This window comes from Shewanella scandinavica (assembly GCF_031932065.1).
Classification (GTDB): domain Bacteria; phylum Pseudomonadota; class Gammaproteobacteria; order Enterobacterales; family Shewanellaceae; genus Shewanella; species Shewanella baltica.
Map to the genome: position 1 here is coordinate 49,810 of NZ_JAUOES010000008.1, position 16,691 is coordinate 66,500.

Below are 16,691 nucleotides of genomic sequence, written 5' to 3' on the forward strand. Positions count from 1 at the left end.
GACGAATTAACCCGTTAAAGTATTAAATCTGATCTGTAATGGCCATAGCTTGTGGCTGTGCGATGTAATAGCCCTGTAATCCATCGATGAGGAGTTTTTCGAGGGTTAATTTTTCTTCTTGGCGTTCGACGCTGGTAGCGATGACCCGGATGCCAATCCGCCTTGCGACATCCACCATCATACGCACGAAGAACTTATTGTTGCTGTCTTCATCGATATTAGAAGTGTAACTACCATCGAGCTTGATGAAGTCGGGCCGCACTTCGCTGAAGAATTTGAAGGAGGTAAAGCTCATACCAAAACGCTCAATCGACACCCGCGAACCGACACTGTGCACTTCGCGGACAAACTTATAACTCGCCCCTAAGTTAGACTGCATGCCGGACTCGTTGATCTCAAATACTAAGCGCGAGGCGATGTATTTTTGCTTACCTAATATGTCCTTCAACCAAGCGACAAACATGTCTTGATGGGCCGAAAATGCGCTGATATTGATACCAAAGTTACCGGTAATGGTCGGGTTTTCCTTAAGTATTCTTAATGCACTGATCACCACCAGTTTATCTAACTCAGTGCTCATGCCGTGACGTTCAGCCATGGCAATCACTGTGGTGGTAGGTAAGAATTTGCCTTCGCTATTATAAAAACGGGCTAATAATTCGCGGTAAACTTCGACATCAGTACGACACGGCTGAATAGGTTGCTGGTAAAATTTCAATGCTTGGCGAGTGACTAAATCATTGATCGCCATCTTCCAGCGATCGTCTCCAAATTGTTCATCCCCATTGAGTTTTTCTTGGATATGATAGCTATTGGGCCCAAGGGTTTGCGCTATGCTGACCGCAGTATCGGCAATGGTCAGTAAATTAGCCGCTTCCACTCCTTGGTTGTAGGGGACTAAGCCTATATGGGCAACGGATTCCGCTTTTGTCATCTGCTGATATTCATCGAGGTAAATTTTTAGCTGGTCTAAAAATTTCGGTGCATCTTTGAGCATAACTTCGGGAATAAACACTGCAAAATCAGCACTCGCTACTCGAAAATATTCGGCATCAGGATAGCTGCTACAGGCTTTACGGATGCAATTGGCGACTCTTGCGAGATAATCATCTCCCGCAGTTCGCCCTTGTTTCTGGTTTATTTGCGCCAACTCGGTCGCTTTAACCATAGCCATCAAGCCCAATTGAGGAATATTTGGATTACTAATGGTTTCTAGTTTTTTTGTAAATCCTGGGCGGGTGCTAAAACCTGTCACTGTGTCTTGATAGGCGGCTTTATGTAGCTTTTCGTTTTCTTGATTGAGCTTATCGATTTGAGTTTTAAGTTGCAGGCGACATTCTTCAAGGGAAATACCAATAGGGGTGAGCTCGCCAGTCAGTTTCGATGCTGCGACGGCAGAAAAGCCTAACTCTGGTATTTTTGAAATATAATCAGCAGCATAACGTACTGCAGCCCTAAGCTTCGACATTAATAGGATAAACACTAACAGCAAAATAAGGTAAGTCGCTAGCAACATGGCACCGAGTTTTTCAGTGTTACTAATTGCAGTATCAATGGCTTGGTTTGCACTGAGCTTGACCTGTAAACGACCCGATGCCAATTTTTGTGTGTGGCTGAGCTCGATGGAAAATAAACTCGCTAAAGGGTGGGGATGTTGACTGTCTAAGCTTCCTTCGGTATGGCTCAGTTGGCCGTCGGTATCATCAATATATTGGAAGAACTGGAATGAGTAGTTTTCAGAAAGTTTTTTAAAGAGTTCTACACCGTTACCTTGCCATTCTTGGTAGCGGATTAAGCTGGATTTAAAACTATCGAGTTCTTGCTGCTGTTGGACTTGCAATTGACTGTTTTCACTTTGATACACCCAAGCAAAAAGACCTAAAAAAATAAGCAGTAAAAAAATTGGATATGATTTTGACATGGCCATAAAAATCCGCTCTAGATTTTGGTGAGTACGAACAGGATAAGTTTAAGTCAAGAATGCTTAAAAACCGCTATCTGTGTGAAGATACTCAGAAATTTGTTTAATAAGCTGGTAACAGTGTAACTGCATTTGCTTAAAAACAAAACGAAAAGAATAAGTTGCCAAGCAGGAGTGAAACTGAGGAATGGGTTGTTGAATTAGAAAATATGGCTCCCCTGACTGGACTTGAACCAGTGACATACGGATTAACAGTCCGCCGTTCTACCGACTGAACTACAGGGGAGTAGAGGGTGCGATATTGCTATCGACTTTTAAGAAATAACACTTTGAATATGGCTCCCCTGACTGGACTTGAACCAGTGACATACGGATTAACAGTCCGCCGTTCTACCGACTGAACTACAGGGGAATCGGGTGCGATATGACTATCGACTTTATTCTGTGTTTTAAATTGGCTCCCCTGACTGGACTTGAACCAGTGACATACGGATTAACAGTCCGCCGTTCTACCGACTGAACTACAGGGGAATCGTTTTAAACCAGCAGTGTCATAATGTAATTGGCTCCCCTGACTGGACTTGAACCAGTGACATACGGATTAACAGTCCGCCGTTCTACCGACTGAACTACAGGGGAATCGATTACATATTGTTACTGCTTGTTCTTACTTGCTTTTACTCTGCGTTAAATTGGCTCCCCTGACTGGACTTGAACCAGTGACATACGGATTAACAGTCCGCCGTTCTACCGACTGAACTACAGGGGAATCGTTTCACACAGTCGTAGCGACTCGTTGAGAACGGAGCGCATAGTAAAACGCTCTGTGGGATGAGTCAACTCGAGTTACTAAAAAAAGTGTAATTATGCTGTTAAGTGCTCATCTAATGTGCATCGTGGTGCAGAATTCGACATTTTTAGTGAAAAACCACTTAACAATTCGCAATATAGCTTTGAACGCCGCTACCGTTCGCAGGGTGAAATTGCTATAAAATTGAAATCACTCGTTAAAAAATAAGCACTTTTGGGAAATCAGTTGAGCTCAGAGTCAATAAATAGACTTAAACAATTTAAATATAAAGCGCTACCAAATATTGCTGCGGGTTTAATTCCTCTTTTCTACTGATTGATAAGCATTGGGTTAGTTTGGTAAGCCAACATAGTGGTGCAGTGTTAAGTTATCGCAGCATAAAGAGGGATATGGAGCTTTGGTAAACCTCAAGGCTTAAACCGTGAGGCACATTACTGTATGGTCGGCGATTAACGAACGCTTCTTTCTTCGGTATGGCATACGTCACCATGTCCGACTAAAGATTGGCTAGCAAGTATGCACCGTAAGCAAGTTAAAGGTTAAGCTGTCTATACGTCGTATGTCGTATATAGAAGGCATTTACTGTAAAAGTGAACTATTAATGGCGTTGAAGCGTATCTTAGCTTCGAAAGTAGGATAATTAAGGAGTGCTAGAGTATTAATCACTGGTCTATGCTAGGTTTTAGCTTAGCGCCAACAAGTTATTCAACGAGATTTGATCGCCGTTCATTGCTTTTTAAACGTTAAAGTGTCCAATTCAACACGCAATATGTGACTGATTTTAATTTAGCTTTCATCAAATTAGCCGTATCTGTTACTCAAGTCGAATGGCTTACAACGCAGTGAAGAGTAAGGGTAGTTGCAATTAGTGAAATTGATACAAGTGTAACCAGTCAAATGGATTGACAATAAGTGAGAACAGCCGAGATTAGTTGAAACTAGGCGGGAGGCCTTGGTGTACAAGAGTTGTGCGAGTGGAGAGTTAAGTCGGAAGTGATTCACTAGGATTGATAAAAACAAAGCTGGCGCCAAAATGGTTCGCCAGCTTTGAAAAATAATCACAGTTCATCAAGATTGATAAACTCGGAACTTTTAAAAATTTAATCGAGGTTTTTACCCATCCACACGACTTTGCCAATAATTTGCAGCATTGGCAGTTCACCCGCCGAGACAATCTGAGATTTATACTCTTTGTTGTCACTGAGTATCTCTATGCCGCCATCAAATAGTTTCTGTAAGCGCTTGGCGTAAAGATCGTCGCCCAGGCGTAATACGAAGATACAGCCGTCTTCTAGGGTCGTCTTACTGATATCAACCAGTAAGCTATCTCCGCTGTGTATGGCGGGCTCCATCGAATTGCCTTTGGCATATACGACTTTAAGATTCTCGGGCTTTAAACTACGGTATTTAAGCCAGTTCTTTCTAAACGGCAGCCGTCTGCGTACACCTGTTTCATCATTAAACGCACCATGCCCAGTGCTTACCACCACGTCATAGCCTTCAATCAAGAAATACTCTTCATTGAATTGGTCTTGGTGGACGTAAACAATACCTTCCTGGGAAATTTCATCGCGTTGGCGATTCGGGTATTTAGGGCCATTGCCAGTTGCAAGCCAACGAATGCTCACGCCAGCTTCTTCTGCTATACGTATTGCTGTATCTAACTTAGGTTCACCACCTTTGATTAGATTACGTAGGGTACCTTCAGATACGCCAATTTTAATGGCGAACTCTCTAATACTGTTTTTTCCAATTGCTTCCGAAATACGGTCAGCAAGAGTGCCGACTTCAGTTGTGGAAGTCGGATCTAAAGTTGGATCTGAGTGTAAGGCTTCCGACTTCATTATTTTCCTCGAACCAAAATCTATTTAACGCTCAAGAGAGCAATAGTTATTACTTAAAAACTACCGAATAAGTAATGGTTTACTGAATATTCAACCGAAACTACATCAATCTTTTGCGCACTAAAATAACTTTATTGCGTAATTTTCTGCGCAAAAAAGCAAAAAGCTGTTGATTTGTGCCTAACTCGGATCTATATTCGCAATACGTTACGCACTGCGTAACGTATTGTAGTTAAACTGCGTTCGTTCGCAATGCGAACGTAATCAAAATATTAGCACGGTAATTCTTATGAAGATAGAAAGCGCTCGTCATATACATGCAGCCTTGCTCGCAAATGGACAAAGCTGCCGTGCGTGGGCGATTACGCATGGATATAACCCAAGGACGGTTCAGAAGTGCGTTCAATGGTTTGCACCCAATACAGGTCGTAAACCTAAACGCTTAAAAGCCATCAAGATCATGGCTGCTTTATCTGAATACCTTGGTGTTGATTTAGTGGGAGAGCACCATGACTAAGGAATGGTTTAGCACTGTAGAAATTGCAGAGCTATTGGATGTCGGGGATAGACGCGTCCGTGATAGGGCAAAACATGAAAACTGGCAAAAGCAAAGGCGACAAGGGCTAGGTGGGGGATTTGAATATCACCTAAATAGTCTGCCCCTTGAGGCTCGTCAGAAGCTGGCAAAACAGGAAGCGGAGCAGATAGCCAAATCTCCATCGTCCCTGATGCGTGCGGGATCTGCTGTTGCCAAACTGCAAATGCCTGCAGTGAGTCAAACAGAAAAAGCCAAGAGCATTCAGCAGTTTATAAATCTACCTGATAAAGCGCAAAAGCGGGCTGATGCAAAGATGCTTATCGTCAATGCCAAGGCAAAATTCTGCATGCCTTACCTTGAGGTGCGTAAGCTCGTTGATGGTGAAAAAGCATTCTGCGAAGCGTATGCCAAACGTTCGATTGCACTACCTGAGTGGGTATTCTCAGTTATTAGCAGCGTTTCAGTTGTCACGATCCGCCGTTGGGAAAACGTATTAACAAAAGAGGGCGTTAGCGCACTCGCAGGTAAATACAAAGTCGAGCGTCCATGTTTATTGAATGACGAGCCCGATTTAGCCGACTTCTTAAAGGGGCTGATCACTGCCAAACCGCATCTAGCTGGCAAGGCAAAGCAGCTTAGAAAGCTAGCCGAGATCTATGCAATAAAAACCGACATGCCTTGGCAGATCCCAAGTATCTCCAGCATTCGCCGCTGGGTGAATAAATGGATAAGCCAGAATCAAGCAGCCTTTACTTTCACTACAAACCCTAAAAAATTCAACGATAAATACCGGACAGCGGTTGAGCAAACCTATTCTTGGATGGCTGCGCCAAACGATGTATGGGAATTTGACTCAACCCCAGTCGATGCCATGTTGAAAGAAGGCCGACACACCATTATTGCGGTGATCGACTGCTTCACACGTCGCGTCAAACTGCTTGTTTCGCCCACTTCATCAAGCGAAGGCATTTGCCTGTTAATGCGCAAGACCTTACTGGCTTGGGGAGTTCCAAACCAAGGCGGCTTAATGCGTACCGATAACGGCAGCGATTATGTCAGCCAGCGAACCACGAGCATCTATCACTTACTCGACTTAGAACAAAGCCGAGCTAACCCATACTCAGGTTGGGAAAAGCCCTTTATCGAACGTTTCTTTAAGACACTCAGCCATGATCTGATTGAGTTACTGCCAGGCTACATAGGCCATAACGTCAATGATCGCGAAGCTATCGAGGCTCGAAAAGAATTTGCGGTACGCCTTAAAGAGCGCAACAAGAAAGAAAATGAGAAAGCGGATTACGATCTCCGTTTGACGCAACCGGAATTACAGCAACTGCTTGATAATTGGGTTGATGCCTATTATCACCTCCGCGCACACGATGGCTTAAAGGGTAAAACACCCAATGAAGTCTATCGCGCAGCTCAATATCAAGTGCGGGCAGTCGAACATCCAGAAGCCTTAGATCTCCTGCTTAACCACGTTGGCGAGTACACCATCCTTAAGGGCTTTATTAAAGCGGGAGGATTGCGTTATACGGCACCGGAAATGTTGGAGCATGAGTGGAAAGGGCAGCGAGTTCGAGTATTTCTCGATCCAACGGATGTCGCTCGTGCGTTTATTTACCCGATCAATAATTGGGAAACCCGAATCGAAGCAGTTGATAGCCGTCTTTTAGGTCAAGAGATCAGCCCTACGGCTTATCGTCAAACCAAAAAAGAAGAAGCTAAGGCACTGCGTAGTTTCAGGGCCGAAATGAAGCAACTCGCTAAAACGTTCAACATAGGCGAGATCCATCAAACCGTTATCGAGCACTATGCCAAGCAGGCTAAGTCACTAGTCGAGTTTCCAACCCAGCCAATAGCCCACCAAAACCCCAGTTTAATAGCATTAACTGAGGCTGCAGAGCAGCTCGTTAAAACCAATAAGCCTGCTTATAGCGACCAACAAATTGAGCATTTACGCCAGAAGCGTAAAGCGATTGAAGAACGTAAAAACACCATTAATCAACAGCATGCAACCTTAGTGCGTAATGAGCACGAAAAGGCACGTTTGCTTGCCGCTGAATCTCTCAACCGTGAATTAACGCCAAAGGAGGATGCATTCCTAAAGGATTACAAAAAGCACAACAAGTTAGGGGCAAAACGCATTGATGAAATCATGGGCCATAAGCGCAGAGCGACCAACTGAGCACTTATGACCCATAACGGCCATGAAGGCCATAAAACTAAAGCAAATGGAGTATACAAAATGAAAGCAGTGATCGCACCTGTAAAAAATGTTCTGACAGCCCAAGACGCCTTCGACAACCTTTGTACCCGAGGCATAGGTGTACCAGGTCTCGGTTTGTACCATGGCCCAAGTGGCTTTGGTAAAACAACTGCAACCACTTATCTGTTTAACCAAGTGAACGGTATCTATGTTCGAGCCATGGCAACAGACAGTGCCAGTACGCTTATGAACCGCATTGTCGGCGAACTCGGATCGAGTGGCATGTGGCGCATCAATAAGATGGTCGATTTCACTATCGAGCAAATGAGCATGTACGAACGCCCACTGTTCATCGATGAAGCAGACTACCTGATGTCGGACGTTCGTATGCTTGAAACGGTGCGTGATCTCTACGACAACACCGAAGTCCCTGTGATCCTCATTGGTATGGACCAAATCGCCCGCCGTATCAGTACACGCAAACAGTTCTTTAACCGTATTTCAGAGTGGGTTGAGTTTCGACCAGCCGACTTAGATGACGTCATGGTGATGGCGGATTCCCTCTTAGACAACGACATCAAAGTCGAACCTGAACTCCTTGATGAACTGCGTAAAGCCAGCAGTGGTGAGGCTCGTCGCATTGTCATTGGGCTTAATCAAATCGAACGTCTCGCCAAAATGAACGAACTTGATTACGTCACAGCAGAACACTGGGGGGCACAGCCATTCCATGGTGTTCGACGTCCAAGTCTTGTGGGTTAAGCGTTATGGCACAAGTCAAACGCTCAACCCCGTTAAGGCACAGCGCATGGTTGTTTATGTGCTGTTGTCGCAATCGAAAAGTCAGCTTTAGTGCTGAACAAGTTGCCGATGCATCGGGAATGCCCAAGTGCCTCGCAAATCGCTTTTTACGTGATTTGTATCGAGAAGGGCGCTTAACACTCGAATGGAAAGGGCGTACAGGGCTGACCAACCGCTACTGGTTAAACGATGACAGCCCGTTAAAGCGCCAGTCTCAGTTCGCCAAGATTAAAGCGAATCAGCGGATCTGGAACAGCTGCCGCATCATGCGCAATTTCTCGATTGAAGAAATCATGGTCACAGCCAGGGTGGCGCGCTCAACGGTAAAGCGTTACCTCAATGCCCTGCAACGGGCAGGCTTGATCCGCATCAGAGCTATCGAAGAGGAAATGATCATTTATCACCTCAACGTTGACTGTGGTGCTTTAGCACCAGAGCTAATCGATGACGGTATTTATGCACCAACCAAATCGAAGTTTTATCCCTATAGGGAGGCGCTATGAACAAGGACAATTGGTTCCAAGTGCTTGAGTTAAAAGTCAGTGAGAGCAGCCAAGCGCAGATTGCCAGAGAGCTAGGTGTCAGTCCGACCATGCTTAATCAGGTCCTGCTGAACAAATACAAAGGCAATATCGACACCATTAAAAATCGTGTCGAAGGGCGCTACTTACGTCACCACGTACAGTGCCCCGTTGCAGGACAAATCAGCGTTGATACCTGCAAAGACAATCAAGAACGGCCTTTTAGCTCTACTAACCCACAACGCGTCCGACTCTATCGCGCCTGTCGCGGTGGCTGCCCACATTCGCAGTTAAAGCAGTCGGCAGTAACACAGAGGATCGATGTGCAATCAGCGACAGACAGTCGTTACAACGTAGAGGAACAGCTCGCGTTCTGTCGCCGACTCGCCCAGGGCGATCAACTACAGCATATCGAACTACTCGAAAGGGAGTTGCAAAAGGTGGCTAACCGCCTAAATAGCGCCCTTTGGGATAACAAATGGAAAGGTAAATAACATGCAAACAAAAGCTATCAATGTGATTGCCGCCTTAAGGCTTCGTGGGATGAAGGTCGTTAGCCAGCATCGCGGTGTTATCCAAATTGACGTTCCAAGCCGTGATTTTAAACGCATGGCAGTTGAGATTATCGAGAATATAAAAGGCATTCGTCGCCGTTGTATGGCGGTGCAATTTCATGGCGTGACAGTGCGCTGGAATGAGGACAAATAAGATGAACACACAAGTACAAACCCACAACCAAGCTGCTATTCCGCAGGGCTACCGCAAAAACGCGGTAGGCGATTTGGTGCATGAAGATCGTATTAAAGCCGTGGACAAACTGCGCGATGAAGTGGTGCTAGCTATTGTCGGTTCAGCCAAAGAACTGCGTGAACAGATGCTTAATTTCAAACTGATGACGATGGCGCAAATTGATGGCTTTGCCGAACTATCGGCCAGTGAATATGGCGTTAAGGTCGGTGGCAGCAAGGGCAATATTTTGCTTACTAGCTTTGATGGTAAGTACCAAGTGCGCCGTGCGGTGGGTGAACACCGCGTATTTGATGAACGCATTCAAACCGCTAAAAACTTGATTGATGACTGCATTAAAAGCTGGAGCGGTGGCGCGGATACCCGCCTGATGGCGATGGTTGAACATGCGTTTCGGGTAAATCAACAAGGTCGTATCGACGTTAACCAAGTGCTCAGTCTGCGCCAGCTGGATATCGACGATGCCAACTGGAAACGGGCCATGGACGCCATAGCCGACGCGATTCAAATCACAGGCACTAGTCAGTATCTGCGTTTATATGAGCGTCAGCCTAATGGCAAATATACCCAACTACCACTGGATATCAGCACCCTTTAGGGTGGGCAAGGAGCACATCATGAAACTCAGCACACAATCGGGCATTCAACACCTATTCGATGACAACCAAGCCGCACTCGATCGGGTGGCGTTTCAATTACGCCAAGCGACCTTGCTTGAAGCTAGCTTTGATAATCTGCGCAGCGAACTGAGTGGCCTAGCTGCTGAAAGGCCTCATTACTGCTTGATGATGTGCGCCGCGCTACTCAATGCGCTTAAGGAGTTAAGCAAAGAGTTTGCGGGCGAACGCCGCGCTGTGATCGCCTTTTTTATGGAGAAGTCACTCAATAATTTAGAACTGCTAGAACCAAAACCAGTAATGCGTTAACCCTGCGAAACCCGCTCCAGTCATTGGAGCGAGGTCTGTCTAATGTAGTGATTAGGCACTGATGAGCAGCTAACAAAAAGAGCAAAGATGAATGACACCCTATGCTAAACGCTTACTCAAATATGCCATTGCGAACTGCCCAGTTAGGCCCGTTCGTAAGGGGAAAACTAAGGCAGAACTGCTCGCCGATCGTGAGCTTTGGGCTGTTAACTTTTTAAATGCAGCAACACCGAATTGGCAGCAGATTAAGAGTCAGCCTAAAGCCATCAAGATAGTATCCAGTGCGACAACCGATGAGGATGACGAATGTTAGAAACTAATCAAAAAGCCCCTGTGCATACTAAAACGCAGGCGCACCCAGTCGCTCAACACAAGAAGCGCCTGATCACTTTAATCAATGTGGCTAAGGGATCATTGCTGCTCGATGAAGTCATCTACCGCGCCATGCTGAAAAATGCCACGGGTAAAGATTCCTTGCGGGCAATGAACTTGCCAGAGCTTGAACAGGCACTAGAAGTGTTTAAACAAAAGGGCTTTAAACCAACTGTAACCAATAGAAAAACAGCGGTTAAACGCCGTTTAAGTCCTGCTGCGGGTAAAAGTAAATTGGCCAGCATAGATAAAATACGTGCCATTTGGATCACCATGGGCCATCACTTAGTTATCCAGGATAACAGTGAGTCAGCGCTTGATGTCTATGTGCGCCGCATGACGCTACGTAGTAAAAGTGAAGGCGTGGATGCCACCGCTTGGATGACAGAACAGCAAGCCTACAAGGTATTAGAAAGCCTTAAAAACTGGCACAAGCGGGTGTTGATTGAGCGCATTACCGTCCGTGGTGAGCGGCTAAAGATGAATGAAGCAGGTACACGCCCCGCAAACTATGAAGTGATCGTCGCGCAATACGAGGGGCATGGACATGAGTAAGCACATCCTAAACGCGGTTAGCATTCCCGAAAATCAGTTGGATTTATTGTCCACCAGCGCCGCCGAACTGGAACAAGCCCTCGAAACATTAGCCACACTAAAGCCTGATGAGCGTGAGGACTTCATTCGCCGCTGGCCCTCAACCCTGCAAAGCCTGTGCGATGTGATGCGCCAAACCCTAAAACAATACGATATTGATAATGCGGATAATGTGAGTGAAGCCTTAGCCACCAGCCTAAGCGCCTATCTCGGTGGGCGTGATATCTACATCCCCAATGGTGAGCGCCTCAAGGATGCGCTGCGGGATATCCGCATTTGGCGCGAGTTTAAGGGCAATAACCTAGAGCAGTTAAGCCGCGACTATGGACTCACCGAGCGCCGGATCAGCCAGATAGTGGCAGAGCAAAGGGCAGCATTTGTGGCGAGGAAGCAGAGGAGATTGTTTTGAAATCCAATCTATATCACAGGGTTACCAAAATGTAGCCCTTTTTATTTGCGTATAATGAAGATAAACTCGTCAAAGTTAAGCAAAATTTTAACAATTAGGATGTTGAACCATGCAGATACGGACATCGCTACTAGCCATTTTTATTGGTGTAGCTACGTTTTCTTTGCAAGCCAGCATTTATAAATGCACTGTAAATGGGGTGGAGACATTCAGCCAAGTTCCATGCGCTGAAGATGCTCAGCCTATAAGTGTTATCCCTCCCACAAAAATTTCATCAGCCCCTGTAAACAACTCTGAACTTATCGAGCAATGCGTTGCTTACTTGAAACGTGGTGGTGATTTTAAAGATCCCGACTCTATCAAGATCGAAGGCCATTACTTCGATTGGTTACAGGACGATAGCGGTGCTCGCAGGGTGCTACAGATAAAGGTCAATGCCAAAAACAGCTATGGGGCATATGCAGGTGGAGAGTATCGTCCTTGTTTTTTAAACTATAACGGGACGAAATTGAGTGACCATCAAAGGTTGATATTTAAGTAACTGTTTTAATATGTGTTTAATCGTAGTGGTGAGAATGAAAAAGAGGAATTATGGACAAGCAAAGTAATGAGTTGCCAAATGAGCAAAGTGTTAAAACTGAGGAGTTAAAAAAAGTAACTTTTATGCTTGATGTGATCAAAAGATATGACCATTACATTGGAACTATTAATGTTAAAGCAGGATTACTATTCTCATTTATTGTTGTGGTTATTTGGAACGTAACAAAATATACAGCCGAAATTACTGCTTCAGGGTGCTTAACCAAGTTTTTGTTTGTCTTGGCTTTTGTTGTTATTTTGTCAGGTATTTTATCCACTTACTACTTACTATCGTCGATTTTTCCTAACTTAAGCAGTAGTTCGTATAAACGATCTTTAATCTTCTATGGTGATGTAAGTAAAAAATATGCTGATAAGAAAGAATACATCAAAGAAGTAAATGCTGCTTCTGTAGACGATGTTTTAGATGATTTGGCAGGCCAGGCGTACGATATATCTAATATCCTGTTAGAAAAGTTTTCAAGACAAAAACAAGCAGTTAACTGGTTGAAGTTCGTTATGCTCCCAAGCTTCTTTACTTATGTTTTTACTATGTTATGGATTGGTAGTGTATGAGAGATAAACAATTTAAATATCTATTTGAGAATGAGTTAAATCGCACTAAGTCTAAATATAGTCGGGCAAATAGGCATACTGATAACAATGTTGCTTACAATACTAGAAAATATTTTGAGTCCATCAGTGAAGATAGTGCGATTAATGTAGGCTTAGAAAAAGGAGTCTTAACTACCGAGGGGCTTGAATCTTTACCCCTAGAGATCCAAGAGGAGTTTGTTATACAACGATTTATACGCGAGTTGTTCGGTAAAGAAGACGTCAATTGTGTAGGAATTGGTTCGCATCCAGACTTTTCTGCGATTGAGTATAATGATTCGACTGTCAGGCAGTATATATGTACGATTTTTTTTGACATAAAAGGCTCAACGAGGTTGTCGTTACTTTATGATTTAGAACAAGTTTTTTTCATAAAAAACTCCATTCTCAAAACGACCATTGAAATTATCAGGGCTTTCGATGGCTATGTGCATCGCTTGATGGGAGATGCAGTAATGGCATTTTTTGGTTCAAGTTTTAAGACTAAAGAAGATGCCGTTATAGATGCACTTAATTGCAGTATGGCATTGAAAATGTTTATGGACCAGAGTGTTAAGCCGCATTTGGAAAGCATGGGATTTGATACTATTGATTTTGGATTTAGAGTTGGTTGCGATTTCGGTGGGGATGACGATGTGTTATGGGGCGCCTATGGATTTGATTCTGTTGGTGAGATTTCACCAACAGGCTTGCCAGTTGATATGGCCTCAAAACTCCAAGGTTTAGCAGATAAAAATTCTGTAATGTTAGGTCAAGGGTTATTAGATTTTATTGTTTGGCCGGAAAGATACTCTCGGCCAAAAATGTCTTCGAATGATGAAGTCAAGTATGTTACACCTAATATTACCCATCCAGATAAAAAACCACTCAATTATCGAATGAAAATGCTGGATTACGAGAAAGCATTAATTCTTAGTGCTTTACCGATTGGGGAACGCTCAAGAGACTGTAAAGCTGTTCAAGGTTCTGACCACATAGACTATAAATGCTTTGTGCAAGAAAACAATGATAGAAAAGAATATATTTCAGCCTCACGCTGTTTGAATAAAGGCTTAGATTTAGAGTTTTCTGTTTCAATATCAAAAGCGGCGCCGTTCATTTTTCCAATTAAACTATCTCTTTATAAACAAAATAATGGCCCATATGTTCCACGAAGTGAGAAAGTGGAAGCTGAAACCGTGTCATTGTCAAAAATTATTTATAAATCAATGCCTAGCTTAGTTGGGAACAATGAACCTTACTCATTTTTGGTTCCTGAAAAGACTGCCTATCGAGGCTTGCATACTATGAGATGTGTTCTAGAAGATGCGAATGGCAAAATAGTTTATGAGAATTCCATTGGGGTTTTTATTAACTAATCCCGAAACCTTTCCAATCCGCTCCAAACACTTAAGCCGAGACAATGAACCCATGTTCACTGTCTCGGTTTTTTTATGGCCTTTGTCACCCACAACAACTATCGCAGCGGCGTTAACAGTATGCCGATTGCGAATGTGCAGCCCAAACGCATACAAAGCCGAGTCTATCGCCAGTGCGCTAAGGACGGTTTTAATGCCCGCATCAAGGCGGAGTTAGCAGGCGTTGTGCCCGCCACCGTACCCTTGTACAGCCACAGTCTCACCCGTCAAAGCTACTTTGAACAAGGCTGGCATGCCGTCACTCACCTCCATATTTTAAAAGCCCGCGAGCAACGCAAGGCACAAGCTATGGCGGTGCCTAATGAACAGTAAACTCAAGGCGATTTTACTGGCCGCTGGCTTAAGTTCGGCGGCTATCACTGGCGCACAGCTTACCGATAAATGGGAAGGCAATAGCCTGAGCGTCTATGTCGATGCGGTGGGTGTACTGACCGCCTGTCGTGGCCATACGAGCAAAGACTTAAAGCTTGATCAAATCTTCACCGAACAGCAATGCATGGAGATTTTTGCCAAGGATATCGCTCGCGCTGATAAGCAGTTGCTGCAACTCACGGCCCCTGTAGCACTTACTGATGGCGAGCATGCGGCCTATCTGTCGTTTATGCATTGGGCGGGCTATGGCAATTTTGCCAGCTCAACCCTGCGTAAAAAGCTGCTTGTAGGGGATCGTGTGGGTGCCTGCAAGGAGCTAACGCAGGCCTGTTCCACCAATCCTCAAACGGGTGAGCGCATCTGCAATGGTTGGACCTATGGCACCCGCCTAGGTGTCAAGGTGCGCCTAAATGGGCTGATTAAACGCCGCGCCGAAGAGCAGACCATTTGCTTAAGCGAACTGGGCCTCTCGCAATCAAAGGGGGGCGCGCAATGAATCCCTCACAAATCATTAGCACTGTGCAGTGGCTATTTTTGTCACTGGCATTAGTCACCATTGGGCTGATGTACCACCAACAGCAGAGCACTAAGAGCCAGCTCACCCAAGCGTTAACTGACAATGCCGCCCTAAAACAGAGTGCAGACACGCTAGCGGTATGGCTACAAGACGCCAACGTTGAACGCATTGCCCTAAAAGACGAAGGCGAAACCCTCGCCCTACAGGTGCAAACCGTTGAGCTGCAAAAGGCCGCGTTAGCCAACCGCAATCAAGATCTTAACCATCAACTCACCCAGTTACTTGAGGACGCCCAGGATGAACAAACACAAACATGGCGTGTGGCTAGTGTGCCTAACGATGTTGTGCGCGTGTTCGACAACGCCGCCCGCTGTGCGTTACGTGCCTATTTACAAGACCCAATATGTGTTGCCGCCCGAAGTACTGATGCGCGAGTGCAACGTCACTCAGGTTCCACTACAGGTATTGCAGTGCCTGCAAACCCAGAAGGAACAGTGCCTATCCAACCCAAAGTCAGCGGGGCTAATGCTCTCGCTACTCACTGACCTTGGGCAATGCAACCTCGACTGGCAAGCCCTGCATGATTGGCGGCAACGCCATCAAACAGACCAAACAAAATAAGCCAAAAATAAGGGATAGGCATGGACGAAACCGATTGGGCTAGCAATATGGAAACCCGCGAGCGAGCTGCCTGCGTTGATGCAGTAAGGGATGCCGCCAGGCACAAACAACACAGCACTGGCAATGGTATCTGTATTGATTGCTTAGAGCCAAATGAGCCACAGCGGCTTAACGAGTTGCGCTGTATCAGTTGCCAACAGGATGAAGATAAGCGCCAGAAGATGCGCTATGGGAAGCGTTTATGATCGAATCGCTATTTGAATATTTCGGTAAATATTGGGGCTTCATTGGCAGCGTCATTAGCGTTTTCTGTGCACTGCTGATGGCGTGGTTTAGCACGCGATTTACCCCACGGATTGAGCATGAAAAGGTGATCCAAAAGGTGGCTGAAATCGACAAGCGCCTTAGCGAAACTGAAATGCAATTGGAGTACATGCCGACCCGTGACGAACTGCATGCGCTCGATAAAACCCTCACAGGTTTAGGTGAGCGCTTTGGCGCAATGGAACAAGGCATTAGGCGCTTAGAAACCAAGACCGACATGCTTCTCGAAAACGAACTTAAAGGAGGCCACCAATAATGGCGATGCAGCAAATTATCAATGAGCACCAACGCCTTGTGGTGCTTCGATTACTGATCGAGGCGGGAGCCTTCGCACTCAATGAGTCCATCTTACAAGATGGCTTAAATGCCTACGGCCTCGACATTAGCCGCGATGCCTTGCTGGTGCAGCTCGCTTGGCTTAACGAGCAAGGGCTGATTAAAACCGAACTGGTTGGCAAAGTGACCACGGCTACGCTAACAGGTCGTGGCCAAGATGTGGCGACAGGCCGCGCGATTGTGCCAGGGGTTAAACGCCCGCGGGCGGGAGAGTAG

22 protein-coding genes, 5 tRNA genes and 1 other RNA gene are annotated in these 16,691 nt (G+C 45.3%); 21 read left to right on the forward strand and 7 right to left on the reverse strand.

Features of this window, described 5'->3' with window-relative positions:
- Positions 1-22: 22 nt before the first annotated feature.
- The 7 genes from Q4Q50_RS08635 to Q4Q50_RS08665 all read right to left on the reverse strand — a co-directional run bounded on the left by Q4Q50_RS08635 (position 23) and on the right by Q4Q50_RS08665 (position 4,576).
- Positions 23-1,927 carry an EAL domain-containing protein gene (locus Q4Q50_RS08635; RefSeq protein WP_311899066.1) on the reverse strand — a complete coding sequence of 635 codons (1,905 nt, stop codon included), beginning with the start codon at positions 1,925-1,927 and terminating at the stop codon, positions 23-25.
- 204 nt (positions 1,928-2,131) lie between these two features.
- Positions 2,132-2,207: transfer RNA gene (locus Q4Q50_RS08640), tRNA-Asn, on the reverse strand.
- 50 nt (positions 2,208-2,257) lie between these two features.
- Positions 2,258-2,333 (reverse strand) — tRNA-Asn (locus Q4Q50_RS08645).
- 43 nt (positions 2,334-2,376) lie between these two features.
- Positions 2,377-2,452, reverse strand: a tRNA-Asn gene (locus tag Q4Q50_RS08650).
- A 32-nt stretch (positions 2,453-2,484) separates the two neighbouring features.
- A tRNA-Asn gene (locus tag Q4Q50_RS08655) sits at positions 2,485-2,560 on the reverse strand.
- Between the two features lie 54 nt (positions 2,561-2,614).
- Positions 2,615-2,690 (reverse strand) — tRNA-Asn (locus Q4Q50_RS08660).
- 1,142 nt (positions 2,691-3,832) lie between these two features.
- Positions 3,833-4,576: a LexA family transcriptional regulator gene (locus Q4Q50_RS08665; protein ID WP_063884362.1), complete on the reverse strand. Its 744-nt coding sequence runs from the start codon at positions 4,574-4,576 to the stop codon at positions 3,833-3,835.
- A gap of 289 nt (positions 4,577-4,865) precedes the next feature.
- On the opposite strand from Q4Q50_RS08665, the gene Q4Q50_RS08670 reads away from it, so the two are divergent.
- The 21 genes from Q4Q50_RS08670 (at position 4,866) to Q4Q50_RS08770 (ending at position 16,691) form a co-directional block, all read left to right on the forward strand.
- Positions 4,866-5,093, forward strand: a complete 228-nt coding sequence (locus Q4Q50_RS08670; protein ID WP_041411143.1) for a helix-turn-helix domain-containing protein — start codon at positions 4,866-4,868, stop codon at positions 5,091-5,093.
- Positions 5,086-7,302 carry a DNA-binding protein gene (locus Q4Q50_RS08675; RefSeq protein WP_311899067.1) on the forward strand — a complete coding sequence of 739 codons (2,217 nt, stop codon included), beginning with the start codon at positions 5,086-5,088 and terminating at the stop codon, positions 7,300-7,302. The genes Q4Q50_RS08670 and Q4Q50_RS08675 overlap by 8 nt, the downstream gene beginning before the upstream one ends.
- A gap of 60 nt (positions 7,303-7,362) precedes the next feature.
- Positions 7,363-8,085 (forward strand): AAA family ATPase, encoded by a 723-nt coding sequence (locus Q4Q50_RS08680; protein WP_012089134.1) that lies wholly within the window; start codon positions 7,363-7,365, stop codon positions 8,083-8,085.
- Positions 8,086-8,090: 5 nt separating this feature from the next.
- Complete coding sequence (locus Q4Q50_RS08685; protein WP_076500566.1) at positions 8,091-8,627, forward strand: hypothetical protein; 537 nt, start codon at positions 8,091-8,093, stop codon at positions 8,625-8,627.
- A complete protein-coding gene (locus Q4Q50_RS08690) occupies positions 8,624-9,139 on the forward strand; it encodes a hypothetical protein (RefSeq protein ID WP_131524989.1) in 516 nt (171 codons plus the stop codon). Before Q4Q50_RS08685 ends, Q4Q50_RS08690 begins: the two co-directional genes overlap by 4 nt.
- A 1-nt stretch (position 9,140) precedes the next feature.
- Positions 9,141-9,353: a Kil protein family gene (locus Q4Q50_RS08695; RefSeq protein WP_063884365.1), complete on the forward strand. Its 213-nt coding sequence runs from the start codon at positions 9,141-9,143 to the stop codon at positions 9,351-9,353.
- Position 9,354: 1 nt separating this feature from the next.
- Complete coding sequence (locus Q4Q50_RS08700; RefSeq protein WP_311899068.1) at positions 9,355-9,990, forward strand: DUF3164 family protein; 636 nt, start codon at positions 9,355-9,357, stop codon at positions 9,988-9,990.
- A gap of 19 nt (positions 9,991-10,009) precedes the next feature.
- Positions 10,010-10,318 carry a hypothetical protein gene (locus Q4Q50_RS08705; protein WP_168825160.1) on the forward strand — a complete coding sequence of 103 codons (309 nt, stop codon included), beginning with the start codon at positions 10,010-10,012 and terminating at the stop codon, positions 10,316-10,318.
- 2 nt (positions 10,319-10,320) lie between these two features.
- Positions 10,321-10,393, forward strand: an RNA gene (locus tag Q4Q50_RS08710) — hammerhead ribozyme type II.
- Positions 10,394-10,409: 16 nt separating this feature from the next.
- Positions 10,410-10,631: a hypothetical protein gene (locus Q4Q50_RS08715; RefSeq protein WP_311899069.1), complete on the forward strand. Its 222-nt coding sequence runs from the start codon at positions 10,410-10,412 to the stop codon at positions 10,629-10,631.
- A complete protein-coding gene (locus Q4Q50_RS08720; RefSeq protein WP_311899070.1) occupies positions 10,625-11,245 on the forward strand; it encodes a gp16 family protein in 621 nt (206 codons plus the stop codon). Before Q4Q50_RS08715 ends, Q4Q50_RS08720 begins: the two co-directional genes overlap by 7 nt.
- Positions 11,238-11,693, forward strand: coding sequence for a Mor transcription activator family protein (locus Q4Q50_RS08725; protein WP_219233598.1), 456 nt, complete (start codon positions 11,238-11,240; stop codon positions 11,691-11,693). The genes Q4Q50_RS08720 and Q4Q50_RS08725 overlap by 8 nt, the downstream gene beginning before the upstream one ends.
- Before the next feature lie 109 nt (positions 11,694-11,802).
- The gene (locus Q4Q50_RS08730) at positions 11,803-12,234 is read left to right on the forward strand and encodes a hypothetical protein (RefSeq protein ID WP_311899071.1); all 432 of its coding nucleotides are present in this window, start codon (positions 11,803-11,805) and stop codon (positions 12,232-12,234) included.
- 50 nt (positions 12,235-12,284) lie between these two features.
- Positions 12,285-12,848 carry a Pycsar system effector family protein gene (locus Q4Q50_RS08735; protein WP_311899072.1) on the forward strand — a complete coding sequence of 188 codons (564 nt, stop codon included), beginning with the start codon at positions 12,285-12,287 and terminating at the stop codon, positions 12,846-12,848.
- Entirely contained in the window at positions 12,845-14,245 is a 1,401-nt protein-coding gene (locus Q4Q50_RS08740; RefSeq protein ID WP_311899073.1) for a nucleotide-binding domain-containing protein, read from the forward strand. Before Q4Q50_RS08735 ends, Q4Q50_RS08740 begins: the two co-directional genes overlap by 4 nt.
- A 75-nt stretch (positions 14,246-14,320) precedes the next feature.
- Positions 14,321-14,617, forward strand: coding sequence for a hypothetical protein (locus Q4Q50_RS08745; protein ID WP_311899074.1), 297 nt, complete (start codon positions 14,321-14,323; stop codon positions 14,615-14,617).
- A complete protein-coding gene (locus tag Q4Q50_RS08750; protein WP_311899075.1) occupies positions 14,607-15,173 on the forward strand; it encodes a lysozyme in 567 nt (188 codons plus the stop codon). Before Q4Q50_RS08745 ends, Q4Q50_RS08750 begins: the two co-directional genes overlap by 11 nt.
- Positions 15,170-15,739, forward strand: a complete 570-nt coding sequence (locus Q4Q50_RS08755; RefSeq protein ID WP_012197071.1) for a hypothetical protein — start codon at positions 15,170-15,172, stop codon at positions 15,737-15,739. The genes Q4Q50_RS08750 and Q4Q50_RS08755 overlap by 4 nt, the downstream gene beginning before the upstream one ends.
- A 96-nt stretch (positions 15,740-15,835) precedes the next feature.
- Positions 15,836-16,060 carry a hypothetical protein gene (locus Q4Q50_RS08760; protein WP_028760753.1) on the forward strand — a complete coding sequence of 75 codons (225 nt, stop codon included), beginning with the start codon at positions 15,836-15,838 and terminating at the stop codon, positions 16,058-16,060.
- Entirely contained in the window at positions 16,057-16,395 is a 339-nt protein-coding gene (locus tag Q4Q50_RS08765) for a DUF2730 domain-containing protein (RefSeq protein WP_012197073.1), read from the forward strand. The genes Q4Q50_RS08760 and Q4Q50_RS08765 overlap by 4 nt, the downstream gene beginning before the upstream one ends.
- On the forward strand, positions 16,395-16,691 hold the full coding sequence (locus tag Q4Q50_RS08770; protein WP_012197074.1) for a VpaChn25_0724 family phage protein: 297 nt from the start codon (positions 16,395-16,397) through the stop codon (positions 16,689-16,691). The genes Q4Q50_RS08765 and Q4Q50_RS08770 overlap by 1 nt, the downstream gene beginning before the upstream one ends.